The 15,609-nt window shown below is 38.6% G+C and carries 17 protein-coding genes; 6 read left to right on the plus strand and 11 right to left on the minus strand.

What is annotated here, in order from left to right:
• The first annotated feature begins 7 nt into the window (after positions 1–7).
• From JOC78_RS09985 to JOC78_RS09995, 3 genes are read left to right on the plus strand one after another with little or no spacing between them, the layout of a single operon-like run.
• The gene (locus JOC78_RS09985; RefSeq protein ID WP_204554890.1) at positions 8–1,747 is read left to right on the plus strand and encodes a CotH kinase family protein; all 1,740 of its coding nucleotides are present in this window, start codon (positions 8–10) and stop codon (positions 1,745–1,747) included.
• Positions 1,744–2,442, plus strand: coding sequence for a polyphosphate polymerase domain-containing protein (locus JOC78_RS09990; RefSeq protein ID WP_204554892.1), 699 nt, complete (start codon positions 1,744–1,746; stop codon positions 2,440–2,442). The genes JOC78_RS09985 and JOC78_RS09990 overlap by 4 nt, the downstream gene beginning before the upstream one ends.
• Before the next feature lie 13 nt (positions 2,443–2,455).
• Positions 2,456–3,136 (plus strand): DUF4956 domain-containing protein, encoded by a 681-nt coding sequence (locus JOC78_RS09995; protein ID WP_204554894.1) that lies wholly within the window; start codon positions 2,456–2,458, stop codon positions 3,134–3,136.
• A 31-nt stretch (positions 3,137–3,167) separates the two neighbouring features.
• Here JOC78_RS09995 and JOC78_RS10000 read toward each other — a convergent pair whose 3' ends face one another.
• The 4 genes from JOC78_RS10000 to desA form a co-directional block, all read right to left on the minus strand.
• Positions 3,168–3,803 (minus strand): endo alpha-1,4 polygalactosaminidase, encoded by a 636-nt coding sequence (locus JOC78_RS10000; RefSeq protein ID WP_204554897.1) that lies wholly within the window; start codon positions 3,801–3,803, stop codon positions 3,168–3,170.
• Between the two features lie 189 nt (positions 3,804–3,992).
• Positions 3,993–4,592, minus strand: coding sequence for a response regulator transcription factor (locus tag JOC78_RS10005; RefSeq protein WP_204554900.1), 600 nt, complete (start codon positions 4,590–4,592; stop codon positions 3,993–3,995).
• 15 nt (positions 4,593–4,607) lie between these two features.
• Positions 4,608–5,711 (minus strand): sensor histidine kinase, encoded by a 1,104-nt coding sequence (locus tag JOC78_RS10010; protein WP_204554903.1) that lies wholly within the window; start codon positions 5,709–5,711, stop codon positions 4,608–4,610.
• A gap of 116 nt (positions 5,712–5,827) precedes the next feature.
• Positions 5,828–6,868, minus strand: coding sequence for a Delta(5) desaturase DesA (desA, locus tag JOC78_RS10015; protein ID WP_204554906.1), 1,041 nt, complete (start codon positions 6,866–6,868; stop codon positions 5,828–5,830).
• Positions 6,869–7,079: 211 nt separating this feature from the next.
• On the opposite strand from desA, the gene JOC78_RS10020 reads away from it, so the two are divergent.
• Positions 7,080–7,202, plus strand: coding sequence for a small acid-soluble spore protein P (locus tag JOC78_RS10020; RefSeq protein WP_204554908.1), 123 nt, complete (start codon positions 7,080–7,082; stop codon positions 7,200–7,202).
• Positions 7,203–7,359: 157 nt separating this feature from the next.
• Here JOC78_RS10020 and JOC78_RS10025 read toward each other — a convergent pair whose 3' ends face one another.
• Positions 7,360–8,595 carry a Zn-dependent hydrolase gene (locus JOC78_RS10025; protein WP_204554910.1) on the minus strand — a complete coding sequence of 412 codons (1,236 nt, stop codon included), beginning with the start codon at positions 8,593–8,595 and terminating at the stop codon, positions 7,360–7,362.
• A 195-nt stretch (positions 8,596–8,790) separates the two neighbouring features.
• Positions 8,791–9,297 (minus strand): G/U mismatch-specific DNA glycosylase, encoded by a 507-nt coding sequence (mug, locus tag JOC78_RS10030; RefSeq protein WP_204554912.1) that lies wholly within the window; start codon positions 9,295–9,297, stop codon positions 8,791–8,793.
• Positions 9,298–9,391: 94 nt separating this feature from the next.
• Between mug and JOC78_RS10035 the strand changes: the two genes are divergently transcribed.
• The gene (locus tag JOC78_RS10035) at positions 9,392–9,694 is read left to right on the plus strand and encodes a hypothetical protein (RefSeq protein ID WP_204554914.1); all 303 of its coding nucleotides are present in this window, start codon (positions 9,392–9,394) and stop codon (positions 9,692–9,694) included.
• A 55-nt stretch (positions 9,695–9,749) separates the two neighbouring features.
• Here the strand turns inward: JOC78_RS10035 and JOC78_RS10040 are convergent, their stop codons facing one another.
• From JOC78_RS10040 to JOC78_RS10060, 5 genes are all read right to left on the minus strand, one after another.
• Positions 9,750–10,196, minus strand: a complete 447-nt coding sequence (locus JOC78_RS10040; protein ID WP_204554916.1) for a DUF4385 family protein — start codon at positions 10,194–10,196, stop codon at positions 9,750–9,752.
• Between the two features lie 22 nt (positions 10,197–10,218).
• Entirely contained in the window at positions 10,219–11,073 is an 855-nt protein-coding gene (locus JOC78_RS10045; RefSeq protein ID WP_204554918.1) for a dimethylarginine dimethylaminohydrolase family protein, read from the minus strand.
• Positions 11,074–11,253: 180 nt separating this feature from the next.
• Positions 11,254–12,339 (minus strand): Ger(x)C family spore germination protein, encoded by a 1,086-nt coding sequence (locus tag JOC78_RS10050; RefSeq protein WP_204554920.1) that lies wholly within the window; start codon positions 12,337–12,339, stop codon positions 11,254–11,256.
• A 17-nt stretch (positions 12,340–12,356) separates the two neighbouring features.
• Complete coding sequence (locus JOC78_RS10055) at positions 12,357–13,460, minus strand: GerAB/ArcD/ProY family transporter (RefSeq protein WP_204554923.1); 1,104 nt, start codon at positions 13,458–13,460, stop codon at positions 12,357–12,359.
• Positions 13,447–14,964, minus strand: a complete 1,518-nt coding sequence (locus JOC78_RS10060; protein WP_204554927.1) for a spore germination protein — start codon at positions 14,962–14,964, stop codon at positions 13,447–13,449. Before JOC78_RS10060 ends, JOC78_RS10055 begins: the two co-directional genes overlap by 14 nt.
• A 227-nt stretch (positions 14,965–15,191) precedes the next feature.
• Here JOC78_RS10060 and JOC78_RS10065 point away from each other — a divergent pair, with 227 nt between their 5' ends.
• Positions 15,192–15,566, plus strand: a complete 375-nt coding sequence (locus JOC78_RS10065; protein WP_204554930.1) for a nucleotide excision repair endonuclease — start codon at positions 15,192–15,194, stop codon at positions 15,564–15,566.
• Positions 15,567–15,609 lie beyond the last annotated feature (43 nt).

Consider the following 15,609-nt stretch of genomic DNA (forward strand, 5'->3'; position numbering starts at 1 on the left):
AATGAATATGAGAAGGCCCCCATACTTGAAAACGATCATGGCTCTTGCTGCTCTTTTATTCACACTATTAACGATTAAATATGCAGGGAATATAACTTCAGAAAAAGAGCTTGATAAGAAAGCCGCACCCCATGTTTTAACGAAAGAAGAATCGAAGACAGATGCGCTTGTAGAAGATAGCCGCGTCTACGAGGGGCATGAAGGAACGAAAGTGGAACATATATATATTACGGTGTACAGCCAAGACCAAGTCGCAGAAAATGATCACACTTTTTATGAATTAAATGAATCATATAAGCAGTACAGCAATTTAGATGACGGGCCAAAGCTAGATGTTTTATTTCAAACGGGTACTGCAGAAGGTCCCGTTCAAAACGGATTTATCCGCAGCGGAAAAAGTACACCGAACGCAACGATTGAGCTTCGAGGCCGATCCAGCCGCCTTGAGGCTCAGAAATCCTATAAAATTCGTCTCCGTGATAATGGCGGTCTTTGGTATGGCCAAAATGTGCTGAACTTAAACAAACACGCTGATGATCGAACCCGTGTCCGTAATAAACTAGCGTTTGATTATTTTCGCCGCATTCCAAATTTAATCAGTCTGCGTACGAACTTTGTCCATCTTCATGTGAAAGACCTGACAAATCCTAATGCTCCTGATTCTTTTGAAGATTATGGGATGTACACGCATATTGAACAGCTAAATGAGCGCGGGCTTGCTGCCAGAGGTTTAAATCCTGATGGCCATTTGTACAAAGTGGAGAACTTTGAATTTTATCGCTACCCTGACATTCTGCGGCACCAAGATGACCCGCAATATGATAAAAAGTTATTTGAATCGGTTTTAAACATCAATGGCAGTGAAAATCATGAAGAATTGCTGCAAATGCTTGACGATGTAAACGATCTGTCTAAACCTTTTGATCAAGTATTTGACACTTACTTTCAGGAAGATAATTACCTGACTTGGCTGGCCGTGAATATATTGTTCGGAAACTACGACACGATGTCTACTAATTATTACTTGTATAGTCCTCTCAACTCCGAAAAATGGTACTTCCTCCCTTGGGATTTTGATAAAGCATTGGGGCGTGACGCGGAAAGAAAGGACCCTCTCCCTCTTTGGCAACAGGGCATACAGCGTTACTGGGGAACTGTCCTGCATAAACGGTATTTACGTGATCCTGCTAATGCTGAAAAACTTACTGCCAAGATAAAAGAATTGTCCGAAGTCATCAATGAAGAAACAACCCGCACATTCATTGATTCGTATTATCCAACCGCTAAGACCTTAGCTACTAGAGATCCCGACTTGAAATTTCTAAGCATTGAAGCATCAGAATTTGACCTTTACTACAACCAGCTTGAAACAGTGACCACACGCTATAAAAAACAATACATTGCTTCACTGGAAAATCCGATGCCAATCTTTCTGCATTATGAGCGAAAGAATAATCAGGATGTGTTTACATGGGAAGCCTCCCATGACCTGCAGAGAGATGAACTTTCCTATCATTTTCAGCTCAGTCAAACTCCAGATTTCTCTACTGCGCTAACTAACATACATGATGCCAAAGGCTTTACCCATCATATGGCTGTCTTGCCTGCCGGCCGTTATTACTGGCGTGTACGGATCACCGATAGTAAAGGAAATACTCAGATTCCTTTTGACTACTTCCGGGATGACAGCGGTAAAATGTACTGGGGCGTCCAGCAGATTATCATACCAGGAGGGCCCACTCAATGAAAAAATTTCGCCATGAGCTGAAATATTTTATTAATGAATATGATTATTTAACCCTTAGAAGAAAAATCGGGATGATTTTACCGCAAGATAGGCACTCCATTGACGAACAAGGCTATTTAATACGAAGTCTTTATTTTGACAACGTGTATGATGATGATTTGTTTCAAAAAAACAATGGCATTTTCCGCCGTAAGAAATTTCGCATCCGTACCTATAACCACTCGGATCAGGTCATTAAACTTGAAAAGAAAAGCAGGCAGGGGGAATATATCCTCAAAACCTCTGCCCCAATTACTCGCGAAGAATATGAGCGGCTCATCAAGTGGGATTATGCGTTTTTAAGAGAGAAAGAGGACCCTGTCTACCGTGAATTTTACTATTATTTAAACAGTTATTATATGAGACCGCGTGTGATTGTTGACTATATTCGCGAAGCCTATGTCGGGTCTATCGGGAACGTACGAATAACATTTGATAAAGAGTTAAGTTTTGTTTCCAATACAACTGATCTGTTTGAACCAAATTATATATCAGAAGAAGTTATTGCTTATCCGCAAACGATCCTAGAAGTAAAGTATGATGATTATTTGCCTGACTACATTCGCCAGCTGCTTCAGCTCAACGCCCACAACCGGTCTGCGATTTCAAAATATGTTCATTGCCGGATGGCATCGATTCGCTACCACGGTGTATAAGGAGGTCATCTGAATGGAAAACACAGTGAATTTTAATGATATTTTAAAACAAAGCTTTTTAAATGACTTTATGTTTGGCAATTTATCTGCTGTGGATGTTCTCCTCGGATTGTTAACCGCGTTCTTAGCGGGTGCCCTTATATACGGTGTGTATAAACACACGTATAAAGGAGTCTTATACAGCCCGAGCTTCAATGCGACGCTGCCAGTTATGACAATGATTACTTGCCTCGTCATCATGACCATCAGTACAAATGTTGTTTTGTCACTTGGCATGGTTGGCGCGCTCAGTATCGTTCGCTTCCGAACCGCTATTAAAGATCCCCTAGATATTGTGTTTATGTTCTGGTCCATTTCTGCAGGAATATCTAGCGGTGCCGGGCTCTACTTTTTAACTTTGTTTGGTGTTGTTATCATTGCTGGAGTCATCGTCGCCTTATCACGGAAAAAACATGCAGATACGATGTATTTGCTCGTCATTCACTATTCAGCCGAAGCGAATGAAGACGTGAAACGTGAACTTCAAAAATTGAGTTATACACTGAAATCAAAAATTGTCCGCAAAGAAATCGTTGAACTAACCGCTGAAATCCGATTGAAAATTGACAACACTGCATTTATGAATCAGCTTGGGAACCTAGACGGGGTGCGCGATGTATCACTCGTCCAATACAACGGAGATTATGCAGTTTAAATCCAGACTTTCATTAAACAGCACCCATGGACTATTTCTGATAAGTGTCTCCTTTACGTACAAAAGCCGGAAAGTGGTGTTTATCACTGAACTTCCGGCTTTTTTCATCTTCGACTACCGTCCATACTTGGATCCGTCCCCATCGCTGGTTTTGAATGATCAACATATCCGGATGCCTCTTGTGTATTTCATTTAACAGAGTGCGATAGGCTGCTTGCATTTCTTCTAGTACAGCCGGCCGGTCTCGAAAATAATAATCAAGATCATCCACCGTATCAAAGAACACACCGTCTAGTTTCTGATCAGCTATATAATGTTCCACTTTCCATAACAAGGCTTGCCGATAATGTTCTTCTCTTATATCCATCACATAGGTATCCCACTCTTTTATATAAATCTTTTCACCATCCACTTTTGCATAGTCCGTTTCTTGAACCCTATCTTTTAATTCGGCATTCCAATTCTCCAGCTGCATGAGGCTCACATAGCCAAATAGCTTTACCCCTTTGCTTTTTAAAACGTTCAAGTCATCTTCTTTAAATGCTGTTGCTTCAATAATAGCGGCATCTAGCTTAGAAAGTTCGGTTATTTTTTCTTTATCAGGTTTTCCATAAAATATTTGAAATGTTTTTATTTGATGAAGAGGATTCAACCACAATGTATCCATCACTACCTTTCCTAATAATATAGCGCATACTATTAGCAAAATTTGACCTGTTTTTTTTCGCAGTCAACTCACCCGCCTCGCTTGTCACTCACCTTCATATCTGCTATAGAATTTTATGTTTGAGTGTTCACTATATTGTTATCTGTTCAACAAAAAAAGGACGGAAACTTTCTCCCTCCTTCTCACTGTTTATTTAAACCAGCCCTTTTCTTTTGACTGAGAAATGGCTTCAATTCGATTCTTCACTTCCAGCTTTTCAAAAATGGTGGAAATATAGTTGCGCACGGTGCCATTTTTTATTTGGAGCTGTTCCGCAATCTCTTTCGTGTTTTTCCCTTCAGCTACGAGTTCCAGCACTTCTTTTTCCCGTTCGGTTAAAGGATTCTCTTCGCTGTAAAAATCATCCATTAGTTCTGGCGCATATATTTTTCTGCCTTTCATAATGCTGCGGATCGAGCTTGCCAATTCTTCACTGGGACTGTCTTTCAGCAAATATCCGCTTACTTTCGCTTTTAATGCTCGTTGAAAATAACCGGTGCGGGCAAACGTCGTTAAAATGATGACTTTACAGCCGTTCTCTTTTAATTCTTCTGCCGCTTCAAGACCGCTTTTTCCTGGCATTTCGATGTCCATGATACAAACGTCCGGCTTCAGTTGCTTGACAAGCTTAATCGCTTCTTCGCCATTCGCTGCCTTCCCCACCACTTCCATATCATCTTCTAAGCTAAGCAAGGAACCCAAGGCTCCGAGCAACATACGCTGATCTTCGGCAATTACTATTCGAATCATTAAAGTTCCTCCCCGTTACCCCTTATGCTTCACATCATGTGGCACAACCATTACCACGGTTGTTCCTTCTTCTTCTAAGATTTCAAGCGTCCCATTGACAAATTCCAGTCTCTCTCTCATGCCTAACAAACCGCTGCCTTTACCGAAATCATTTTCTTTAAAGCCGACGCCATTATCTTTTACCGTCAATATTGTTTCATTTGAAGATTGTTCAATTGAGATCTGGCAGGAGGTAGCTTGGCTATGTTTCACCACATTCGTCACTGCTTCTTTCATACACATACTCAAAATGTTCTCAAGAAATAAAGACAAATGGGCTGTTTTAAATTCCTCATCACTAACCAGTTCGATCTGGGCTGCTTTCAGTATTTGTTTCACAAGAACGATTTCATCTTTTAACCGGATGCCCCGCATGGAAGAAACCATTTTCCTTACTTCGTTTAAGGCGGTTCTTGCTGTTTGCTGAACATCTTTTAATTCACTTCGAGCCTGCTCAGGATCTTTGGAGATTAATTTGCTGGCTAAATCACTTTTTAAACCGATCATCGAAAGCTTTTGCCCCAGCGTATCATGCAGATCACGGGCAATCCTTTGACGCTCTTCTTGTTTCACTAATTCAGAAATTCTGTCATTCGCATCTTTCAGCTTTTCTTCAAGCACCTCTTGTTTCTTGCGGTTAAATAAATTAAACGGCATTAAGATGACACTGATATACACAATGACAATAAACGGAAGCTGCTTTAGAAATGTTTCATTCTGCAGCACAATATTGTAGTTTATCGCAATCGTTGTTGACACTAAATGAATGACATACAACGTAATAAAAGCCACGCGGCTCTTAATATTGCCGTTGTAATAAGCAATATAAAAGGCAAAATAGACAAATTGAAACAGAATGGTCATTGTCATTGAAATGGCAATTAAAATACACGTCCACAAATAGACAGGCCACTTATTTGAGATAAACGCAAATCGGAAGGTGATAAAAAAGAAAATAGTCAGTGCAATTCCGATAATAATTTCTTTTGTAGATGATGACTGGAAAATAAAATAAAAAGGCAATAAACTTAACACGGCCCAAATATACGGACTAGTACCCGAACTTAAACGTTTTTGCATTATTTCAACCCTCTATGAAATGGTTTGACTTAATATATATTTTATCATAACAAAAACATGCTTCTCACTCTCTGATTACGTTCCAAAAAGGGAGAAGCATGTTGAAGCAGGCTTACTTATTTATTCTCATTCACTTGAACAGAGATGTAATTTGTATTCTTTTTATTTGGAGCCACTTCTTTTAAATATTTAAACCCGACAAACCGTTCATTTTTTTCATCCCATAAACGGAAGCGAAGCGATTGCAAACTCGTCGATAACGTAATCGTTGGCACATTTTGCAGCGGCACCGAGTTATAATGAGCTTCTTCAAGTTTGTAATTGGGCACTCTCGGGCTCAGGTGATGTACATGGTGGAAACCAATATTTCCTGTCAGCCATTGCAAAGGTTTAGGCAGCTTATAGAAAGAACTGCCTTCTACTGCCGCTTTCACATACTCCCATTCCTTATCTTCTTTAAAATAAGAATCTTCAAACGTATGCTGAACATAAAACAGCCAAATCCCAGCCATACCGGCAATATAGAAAATCGGGCCCTGGACAAGTAAGAACGACTGCCACCCTAGTGTCCAGCAAAGCAGGGCAATAATTGAAACGATGCTGATATTAATGATATATGTGTTGATCCGTTCCTTCATTCTAGCCTCTTTCGTGTTGAAACGATTCGTAATTAAAAAGACATATATTGGACCTAACCCAAACATAACAAGCGGGCTGCGGTACAATCGATAAGCCACACGCTGCCAAAATGAAGCCGCTTGATATTCTTCTACCGTCAAAAGCCAAATATCTCCCGTTCCGCGCTTATCTAAGTTACTGCTCGTCGCATGATGGACGGAATGACTGTGCTGCCATTGATAAAAAGGGAAAAATGTGAGAACGCCAGTGATCGTTCCAACAATTTGATTGGCTTTCCGGTTTTTAAAGAAAGAGTAGTGACAGCAATCATGAAAAATAATAAAGATTCTTGTCATTAATCCCGCCCCAACGACCGCAAAAGCAAGTGTTAAAAAATAGGAAATGGACAAGCTTTGATAAGCGAAGATCCAGACTAATATGAACGGCACAATTGTATTAACGAGCTGCCATATACTATCTTTTGTGTTTGATTTCTCATAAGGTGATATTTCTTTTTTTAAGGTTTTTAGGTTTGTCATACTGCATATCCCTTTCCTCTTTTGATATTTCTAATTATAAAGAAAGGGTTTTTCTTTGTGCAGTAGCACCCGTCATGCAAGGAGTATGACAAGTGTCATGTTTTAAGAAGTTTTTTTAAAAAAAAATGTGATAACGATCATGATTTGCCAAACATTGAAGGGCATGAAACCCTTTCGTTTTGTTCATCTTATGATCAGGAGGTGTATTCAGATGGATAAAAACGCAAATAAAAATGAGCAAAACTCCGGTCAGCCTAAACCAATGAGCGGTTCTCATAAAGTGAAAAACAAGAACCATTCCAAACAGAAAAAGCATAGCAGTCACGATATGTAAGAATTAATTACCTTTAGCATATTTCCCTGGATAAGTGTAAATACCAGGGAAATATGTTCTGAAAGTATAACCCATCCTGAAAGCTAATAAGCCATCCACGAAAGCCAATAACAGTTTAAAAAAAGGCCACTTAAAAGTGACCTTTCCCATCTTAAAATTATTTATTTGCAATAGCCAAAGCCGTTTCTAATACGACGTTGACACCCTTTTCACAATCTTCCCATGTCGTTAATTCATCTTCGTCATGGCTTTTGCCATTAATACTTGGAACGAATACCATGGCAGATGGGATATAGCTTTGTAAGAATTGAGCATCGTGACCTGCCCCGCTCACCATTCTTTTATACGAATATCCTAATGACTTTGTTGATTCTTCCACTGCATTGCACACTTCTTCATCGAACCATACCGTATCGCGGCTCCATAATTTTGTCGCTTTAATTTCACAGCCTTCGTTTGCGGCAGACTCTGTTAATTCCTGAATGATTTGCTCTACTTGCTTGATCGTTTCAGGATTTTTATGTCTTGCTTCTAAAGAAAAGACCACTTTATTAGGAATAACCGTATGGATATTAGGCCATACATTCATCCGGCCCATTGTATACACTAAATCCTCATCAAGCGCAGCCAATTTTTGACGAGCTTCTTGAATTAAATTATTAGCAGCAAACAATGCATCTCTTCTCATATTCATTGGTGTTGTTCCTGCATGATCGGATTCCCCATACACTTCAATATCGTAGCAAACCATGCCCAACACACATTCAACTACGCCTATCGTCAATTGCTCTCTTTCAAGAATAGGACCTTGTTCGATATGAAGTTCAAGGAATGCCGTTGCTTCTTTTAAACGGTTTGCCTCTTCTCCTGCATAGCCAATCGCATTCAGTGCTTCTTCAAATGTAATTCCATCAACATCTTTCTTTTTCAGCATTTCTTCTTTATTAAATTTACCTGAAAGTACGCCTGACGCCATCATAGATGGTTCAAAACGTGCACCTTCTTCATTGGTAACGTTTACAATTGTAATTGGAATTTGCGGTTTGATATTATTTTCGACAAGTGTGCGCACAATTTCTAATCCTGCTAACACCCCTAATATACCATCAAAGCGGCCGCCTTTTTTCACTGAATCAATATGTGAACCCATTACCACTGGTGGTTTCGTATTATCAACGCCTTCAAGAGTCGCATAAATACTTCCCATATCATCGACCTTCACTGACATACCAAGCTCTTTGCAGCATTCACAGAAGTAGTCACGTGCTAAACGATCCTCTTCAGATAATGTTAGACGTGTCACTCCATTTTTTTCGGTACGGCCGAAATCCGCGAATTTTTCTAACGTGTCTTTTAATCTTTCACCATTAATCAATACTTTTTGTCTTTGCATATTGCATACCTCCTAAAAATATAAATTAATATTGTTTGTATCAATAAAAAACTTTTCATTTAATAATTTCATTATTGCATAAAATATTAAATTAATCTAGTTTGTTTTTATTATTTTCAAAAAATTCAATGTTTTACTCCATTAAAAAAGCCGGCTTCTCTTTGAGAGAGACCGGCCACTTGCATGGATTCAAGATTATTTTTTGATCAAATTGGTTAACTCGGAATATATTTTCACTATCTCCTCCATTGGCATTCGAACTAGTCCGCTCGAAGAAGGTGCAACAAAATCCTGTATATTCTGTATGATCGGCTCCTGCTGAACTCCCCATGCAACTTGTTTTCTTTTGCTGTATTGCTGATATACTCCTTTACCGACATAGCAGACAACTTTAGGCTGATAGTGCTTTATTTTTCTTTTTAATTCCGCTCTTCCAACCTCGTATTCTTCCATTGTTATGTCTTGAGCCGCTTTGGTCGGTCTTTCAACTATATTGGTTAAGCCATATCCATACTCTAATAATTTGTAGTCATCGTGTGGCTGCAGCTGACAAGGGGTCAGTCCTGCTTGAAATAAAATTTTCCAAAATCGATTGGTAGGGTTAGCAAAATGGTGTCCTGTCTCCCCTGACATAAGACTTGGATTAAAGCCAACAAACAATACATCTAAGTTTTCTTGTAAATGATCCCTAATTGGCTGCACAGCTCTCCTCCTTCGCTTTGTTTATAACTTATTATTTTACCTCTATACATTATCCATTTATACTATTGAAAGAACTTGATAGAGGAGAATGTTTGTGAACAAAAAAGAAATGGAAGAAGCAATTATCAGCAACTACCAAAAAGACGAACAAATGATGATCCTTGTATTTGCCCAGTGGTGCATCAACCATGATCTTGACCCTGAATCAGTATATTTGCGTGCCTACCCTAATCAAACGGCAAACCCGGCTTTACAGCAAGCTCTTGACTTAACTGTTCCTAGAGAAGAAGCTGGTGACATCTCAAATGATACTGTTCTTGGTGTGTTATCGTTATACGGAAATGATGACCTTGCTTTTGTAGTCAGTGAAGAAATACAAAAACTCACAAAAAAATAACAGTCAATAGTAAATCCGAAAAGCTTTAGGCCTTTCGGATTTTACTTATAGCGTATTATCCATACTTTTTCTGATGTTCTTTCTTCAATGTTAGATATTCCTCGTCCTCTCGCACTATTTTCCACTTTTCTTCAAATATAGCCGCGGATTTCGCTTTTTCCTTATCAATTATCCGTTTCTTCACATCGCCGTCTTTGTCGTATTTGCGGCCGCCTTTATAATTCGTGTAGCGTCTTGCGCGGGTATAACCCATCTGCAAAAACTTCCGTGCCATATCCATCCCGACAAAATCATCTTTCTTTTTATAATCAAGATACATCTGATAAATTTTTTCTGATGATTCCTTAGCAATATCCGGAGTTTTAAATCGCCAGTGTGGAAGGATTTCTCCTTTATAAGGCTCCACCATTAACACACCTTGTTCGCCCCGGCCTACCCGATATTTTTCAGGATTTTTTCTAAAGTCTATTTGGTCAAAGTCAAGTGAGTAATCAAAGGCCACCTCATGTCACTCCTTTTTGTTATTAGCCGCGCAAAATCGGAAGTGTACAGCACCTAAATGAGCCGCCTGATTTAATAATCTCTGATATATCTACTTCGATCACTTCATAGCCTCGCGATCTCATCTCTTCATTTACTTTCTTATTCATTGGGAGACTAATCACCTTTTTATCACCAATGGACAATACATTCGTTCCCATCGTGAATTGTTCTTCTTCTGTCACTTCTATCAGCTGATATCGATTTGACAGCCATTCGATTTCTTTTTGATTTAACGCTTTAGGGAAAATCAGGGCTTCATCAGGAGATAAGATGTTAAACACACAATCTAGATGCAGATAGGATCCATCAAACGGAACAGGGAAAATTTCAAACTCCGGGAGAAGAGTACGCAATTTCTTAATCGACTCTTCATTGGTTCGGTCACTCACTCCTACATAGATGGTGCTGCGATCGATAATGACATCTCCCCCTTCAATAAAATCATCCGTGATATTATGATAAGGAATCTGCTTTTCCTCTAGCCATTTTTTAAGCACAACCTCTTCTCCCTGACGAATGTTGCTGGCCATTTCCGCTACAAAAATAGTGTCTCCCAAGGTAAAACCAATGTCTCTCGTAAAAACCTGCTCAGGAAGCTCGGGCTTAGCTGGCAGCGTGATCACATCCACCCCATGTTTCCTTAACGCTTCTTTAAACTGCAGGTGCTGCTGAACTGCTTTTTCTTTATCAATATTTTCATCCAAAAAGTGTTCTTGTGTTTTATTAATCACTTCACGTATCGCCATATATTGAGGTTCACAGACAATTACGGTATGTAGCTTATCATATTCAGAATGACAGGAAATTTTTAAGTTACGTTCAGGAACTAATGTCATGAATAGTCCTCCTTAGTTGTTTAAAAGTAATATTCCCTACATCAGGAGGGTTATAAACAAAAGCAGACTAAAACTTATCAATTCCGAAAAGATAAATTAACAATGTAAACTGCGGCCTTGCTACATAACGTAAAAACCCCTGTGGTACTTTGCATACAGGGATTTTTGATTGCACCATGTTTAATTAATAATTCCATGTCCAACGATCTCTACGTTAAATTTGGGTATTATCGTTATATCTGGATATTCTTTATCCCATTTCATTTGCTTCCAGTCAGCATTGTGATAGGCAATCAGTTCACGGCCAATGCCAAGCAGATCACTATTGGCTTTTTGGATTTTGGTAATTGTTTTCTCCGCTTTTTTTGTCAGCTGCTCTTCGATTTTTCGTTCCAATTTCACAATTACTTTAGGATCAATTAGATGATCCTGGGGATATTCAACGATTGAGATTTTTGTATTCACCGTCACTTCTGCTTGAACATTTCCTGGTTTTGAAGAGACGATTTTAAGGTTAGATTTCGCTTTTTTAAAGCTATAAGTAATATAATTGTTCTTATTAGGTTTTTGACCGCTAGATATTTTTGTAACATACCTTGCTGTTTTCGCTTTTTCTCCTTGCATAATTAAGAGCAAGGTCGTTTCCTCACCCGTTAAGTAACCTGTAAGTGACCGTTTATGAAACATCGCTGTCCCATCTAGTACCACTTCCTCCCCTTTCTTCTTAAATGCAGGGATGAAAAAGTCTTTACCTTCGTCAAACATAAGTGTGCATACTGTTTGTATATTGACATTAGGAATACTCGTTACTTGTACTTCGCTGGCTATAATTTCACTTAAATATTCAGCGATTAGTGTGTTCTCTGTTGCTTTCATGTCTATAATATCACTGGCCTTTCCTTTTACCACGCCTAAATTAGCCGATAAGGAGCTATTTGGCTCGCGATAAAAAACGTCTAAAAAGGAATAGATATCTTGCTTTGCCACCTTTTCACCAAGTAAAAACACTCGGTTTTTTGAGGGTTGAAAAATTCCGGATACTTTACGGTCCATTTGGATCCTTGTATCTCTTATCGTATCTCCGGTGGCATGAACGACTGCATTTGTAGGGACACCGTTAACAAAATCTCGAATAACGGAAGAGGTATAGATCTTTCCATCCTCAGTCAAATCAAATCCGCTTCCATAAACTAATCGAGATTCTTTCAAGAGCCGCTGATCCCAGCATCCAGCTGTAAAAACAGTGAATATAACGATTAATGGCAAGAGTATTCGAGCACACCTCATATTCTTTCACGTCTTTCATTCTTTTTTAAAATTATTGACAAAAGCAACAAGACGATAGGAATAATGATAACGAGAACCAGACTGCCAGTCGTGGCTGCTTTATTAAACCATTCCATATCTTTTTCCTTCTGAGGAATGAGAGCGGTTAGTACGCTAACAAAGGCAAATCCGAAAATCACATAAGACCGGTTCATGTTTTTGAAAGTAGAAGTGATCCCCTCCACTGCTAAGTACAAATAACTGACATAAGAGGTGATCACGCTGACAACCCATAGAGAGACAAATACTAAATCAACTCTCTCTAAGATCTTTAAATAAAGAGCTTTTACTAAATACAGCACCGGCTGCGGCACTACCTTTAATTCTGCAGGACTAAAAACCAGCAGGCAGGCTACTGTCAAAAAAATATAAATCGTTGTGACTGTGACGTTAGCTAGCGTGGCCGTCTTTAAAATACTGGTGCTTTTTTTTGACTGTATAAAAGGAAACAAGATAAGTAAGAGCTCAAAGCCCAGCATGGAAAAATAAGCCTCTTTCGTCCCTTTCAATATCATTCCGATACTTGTTTGATTCAGTGGCAGCAAGTATCGGATGTCGACGGGATAAGAGAATAAAGCGTAGATGGTAATTCCGATAAGAAGCAGAACCAAAACTGATACCAGCACATCAAAATTTGCGATATCATTCAAGCTTCCTCTTACTAAACATAATGAAACTGCACTGATTAAAACAATGATGATCCACCTGGGAGTATTGGGAAGCACCCATACTTCTATTACGCTAGTCGCAATCATTAATATGAGAGCAGTCACTAGAATCCCATACAGTACATATGAAAGGTTTATCAATACTCCAATAGGACGCCCTGCCAAGGTTTGAGAGAACTGATAAATCGTTTTTTGCGGAAAGCGTTTTAATAGAAACCAAAACAAAATGATTAAGCCCTGAACGACAACACTAGCTAAGAAAACTGAAATCCAAGCATTTCCTTTTGCTTCTGAGTGAACCAGGTAAGGCAGACCTAGAATTCCTACTCCGATTTGGGTTTGAATAATAAAAAAATACAATTGAAAGGTGGTTATTTTATTATTTATCTGCATTTTTCTTCCACCCTCTGGAATAAGATTCTTTCCATCGATAAACCGGATTGGCATCCTTCGGCCGAACATTCATTGCCCATATCGGAAACCTTAAAATGGAGTCTTTTAAACCTTTAAAATCAAGCGGTGCCAGAGGGAAGAAATACGGACAGCCAAATGGTTTTAGTTTCACTAAATGAATAAATAGAATTAACACAGAAATGACAATTCCTAAAAACCCAAATATTGCTGCCATGACCATGATCGGAAATCCAAGCACCCTTATCGTATTGCTCATCTCATTAGAAGGAATAACAAAAGAAGAGATCGCGGTAATCGCTACAACAATAATCATTGTATTAGAGACAAGGTGCGCTTCGACAATCGCCGTTCCAATTACTAATCCCCCTACTACGCCAATAGTCTGCGCAATCGGGGTAGGCAGCCTGACTGCTGCTTCTCTTAACAGTTCAAGTGTTACCTGCATTAGCATCGCTTCAATCACAGGAGGAAAGGGAACAAACTCCAGCGAACTTTTGATCGAAAAAATAATCTCAGCTGGTATGACTTCATAGTTAAATGAAATGATAGCGACGTAAAAAGCCGGCAGCCCAAGAGCGATGATAAAAGAAAGCAATCGAATCATCCTGAAGAAAGAACCAATAAACGTCCGCTGGTTATAATCTTCTGATGATTGAAAAAAAGAAAAAAAGGTAACTGGAAAAATTAATGCTGTGGAACTTCCTTCCATAATAAGTGCGACTCTGCCTTCCATTAAATGAGCGGCTGTACGATCAGGTCTTTCGGTATTCAAAAATTGAGGAAACGGAGAAAAAGGATAGTCTTCTAAAAACTCCTCAAAGTGACCCGGCGATTGAATGCTGTCGATTTTTAAATAACTAATCCGTCTTTCAATCTCATTGATCAACTGGGGATCTGATAAGTTTTCAATATACAAAAGAGCAAATTTTGAATTAGATGTTTCTCCAATAGATGAAAGTTTAACCCTGAGAGCAGGAGTTTTTATTCGCTCTCTTATGAGATGAATATTAACAATAATATTTTCTGAAAATCCTTGGTGAGATCCCCGAACTATCTGTTCATTGTCCGGTTCTTGAATGTCTTTTATATCATGGTTGGCCACATTTAATAGATATATATCTGTTTCATCTTCCATCATCAGCAAACAATGTCCTTCAACCATTGTTTGAGCACAATAATTTAAATCGTTTGATTTGTGTATAAGCGAGATATTTACTGTATTTTCAATATCTCCAGATTTTATCTCAAAAAGCGGCTTTAACACATTTAATTGAATTAAATCTTGATCGGCAATGGAATTAACGAACATCAGTATTCCTTTATTTCCATTAAAAGTAAATATACGTTCACAAATATCATCACTGTAAAAAAATATATTCCTTATACTTTCAACATTTTTCTCTAGTTTGGCTGAAGTTGGTTCTATGGGCATATCGCTCTTTTCTTGCCGATTGATTTGCTTCGGTTTATTATACTGCCTCATAATCTTCACCCCCTATAATTTTTAGATTTCCCAAAGATATCATCTATATACAAATCATGTGCAATTACTGAACCCATTCTCATTGACTCCTTCAAATAGTCAATTGGTTTAATTATATGAAGGAAGGCAAAAATAAAAGAGAAGCTATTGACCAGTTTAAATAAACTTGAGTGGATTTCACTTTTATCGTGTGTTAAGATTTACTCTAGAATAGGAAGTGATTTTAAATGATTAACATTGAAATACCTGCGCCAGATTTGGTCTTAACAAGAAAAAAGATCGCAGGCGACACAAGCGAGGCACCTCTAAGTCGGGTGTATGGCTTTACTGATTACAATCGGATCCCTCGGGATAAAGGCGGCATCTTCATGTTTTATAATCCTGAAGGTGAACTTTTGTATGTAGGTAAAGCGCGTAAATTACGCCAAAGAATTAAGAAAAGCTTTGAAGATAACGTCTCACCAATCAAAAATCATCGAGACGAAGTGGAAAAAATTGCTGTTTGTTTCGTTGAGCAGCCAACAGATCGGGAAATTTACGAAACCTATATTATTAATAAACTTGAAGCGAAATACAATATAGATAAAGCGTTCTTCAGATAATTCCCGAAAACACAAAAAAGAACAGGCAGCCCCTGTTCTTTTT

Origin of the sequence: Bacillus ectoiniformans, assembly GCF_016908875.1 — a bacterium.
GTDB classification, from domain to species: domain Bacteria; phylum Bacillota; class Bacilli; order Bacillales; family Domibacillaceae; genus Bacillus_BX; species Bacillus_BX ectoiniformans.

Excerpts from the sequence above, each read along its gene's own strand:
- JOC78_RS10005 (WP_204554900.1), bottom strand. The coding sequence starts at position 4,592 with ATGATTCGAATAGTAATTGCCGAAGATCAGCGTATGTTGCTCGGAGCC.
- JOC78_RS09985 (WP_204554890.1), top strand. The coding sequence starts at position 8 with ATGAGAAGGCCCCCATACTTGAAAACGATCATGGCTCTTGCTGCTCTT.
- desA (WP_204554906.1), bottom strand. The coding sequence starts at position 6,868 with ATGACAAACCTAAAAACCTTAAAAAAAGAAATATCACCTTATGAGAAA.
- JOC78_RS10000 (WP_204554897.1), bottom strand. The coding sequence starts at position 3,803 with ATGGATACATTGTGGTTGAATCCTCTTCATCAAATAAAAACATTTCAA.
- JOC78_RS09990 (WP_204554892.1), top strand. The coding sequence starts at position 1,744 with ATGAAAAAATTTCGCCATGAGCTGAAATATTTTATTAATGAATATGAT.
- JOC78_RS10060 (WP_204554927.1), bottom strand. The coding sequence starts at position 14,964 with ATGAGGCAGTATAATAAACCGAAGCAAATCAATCGGCAAGAAAAGAGC.
- JOC78_RS10065 (WP_204554930.1), top strand. The coding sequence starts at position 15,192 with ATGATTAACATTGAAATACCTGCGCCAGATTTGGTCTTAACAAGAAAA.
- JOC78_RS10025 (WP_204554910.1), bottom strand. The coding sequence starts at position 8,595 with ATGCAAAGACAAAAAGTATTGATTAATGGTGAAAGATTAAAAGACACG.
- JOC78_RS10020 (WP_204554908.1), top strand. The coding sequence starts at position 7,080 with ATGGATAAAAACGCAAATAAAAATGAGCAAAACTCCGGTCAGCCTAAA.
- JOC78_RS10010 (WP_204554903.1), bottom strand. The coding sequence starts at position 5,711 with ATGCAAAAACGTTTAAGTTCGGGTACTAGTCCGTATATTTGGGCCGTG.
- JOC78_RS09995 (WP_204554894.1), top strand. The coding sequence starts at position 2,456 with ATGGAAAACACAGTGAATTTTAATGATATTTTAAAACAAAGCTTTTTA.
- JOC78_RS10045 (WP_204554918.1), bottom strand. The coding sequence starts at position 11,073 with ATGACATTAGTTCCTGAACGTAACTTAAAAATTTCCTGTCATTCTGAA.
- JOC78_RS10055 (WP_204554923.1), bottom strand. The coding sequence starts at position 13,460 with ATGCAGATAAATAATAAAATAACCACCTTTCAATTGTATTTTTTTATT.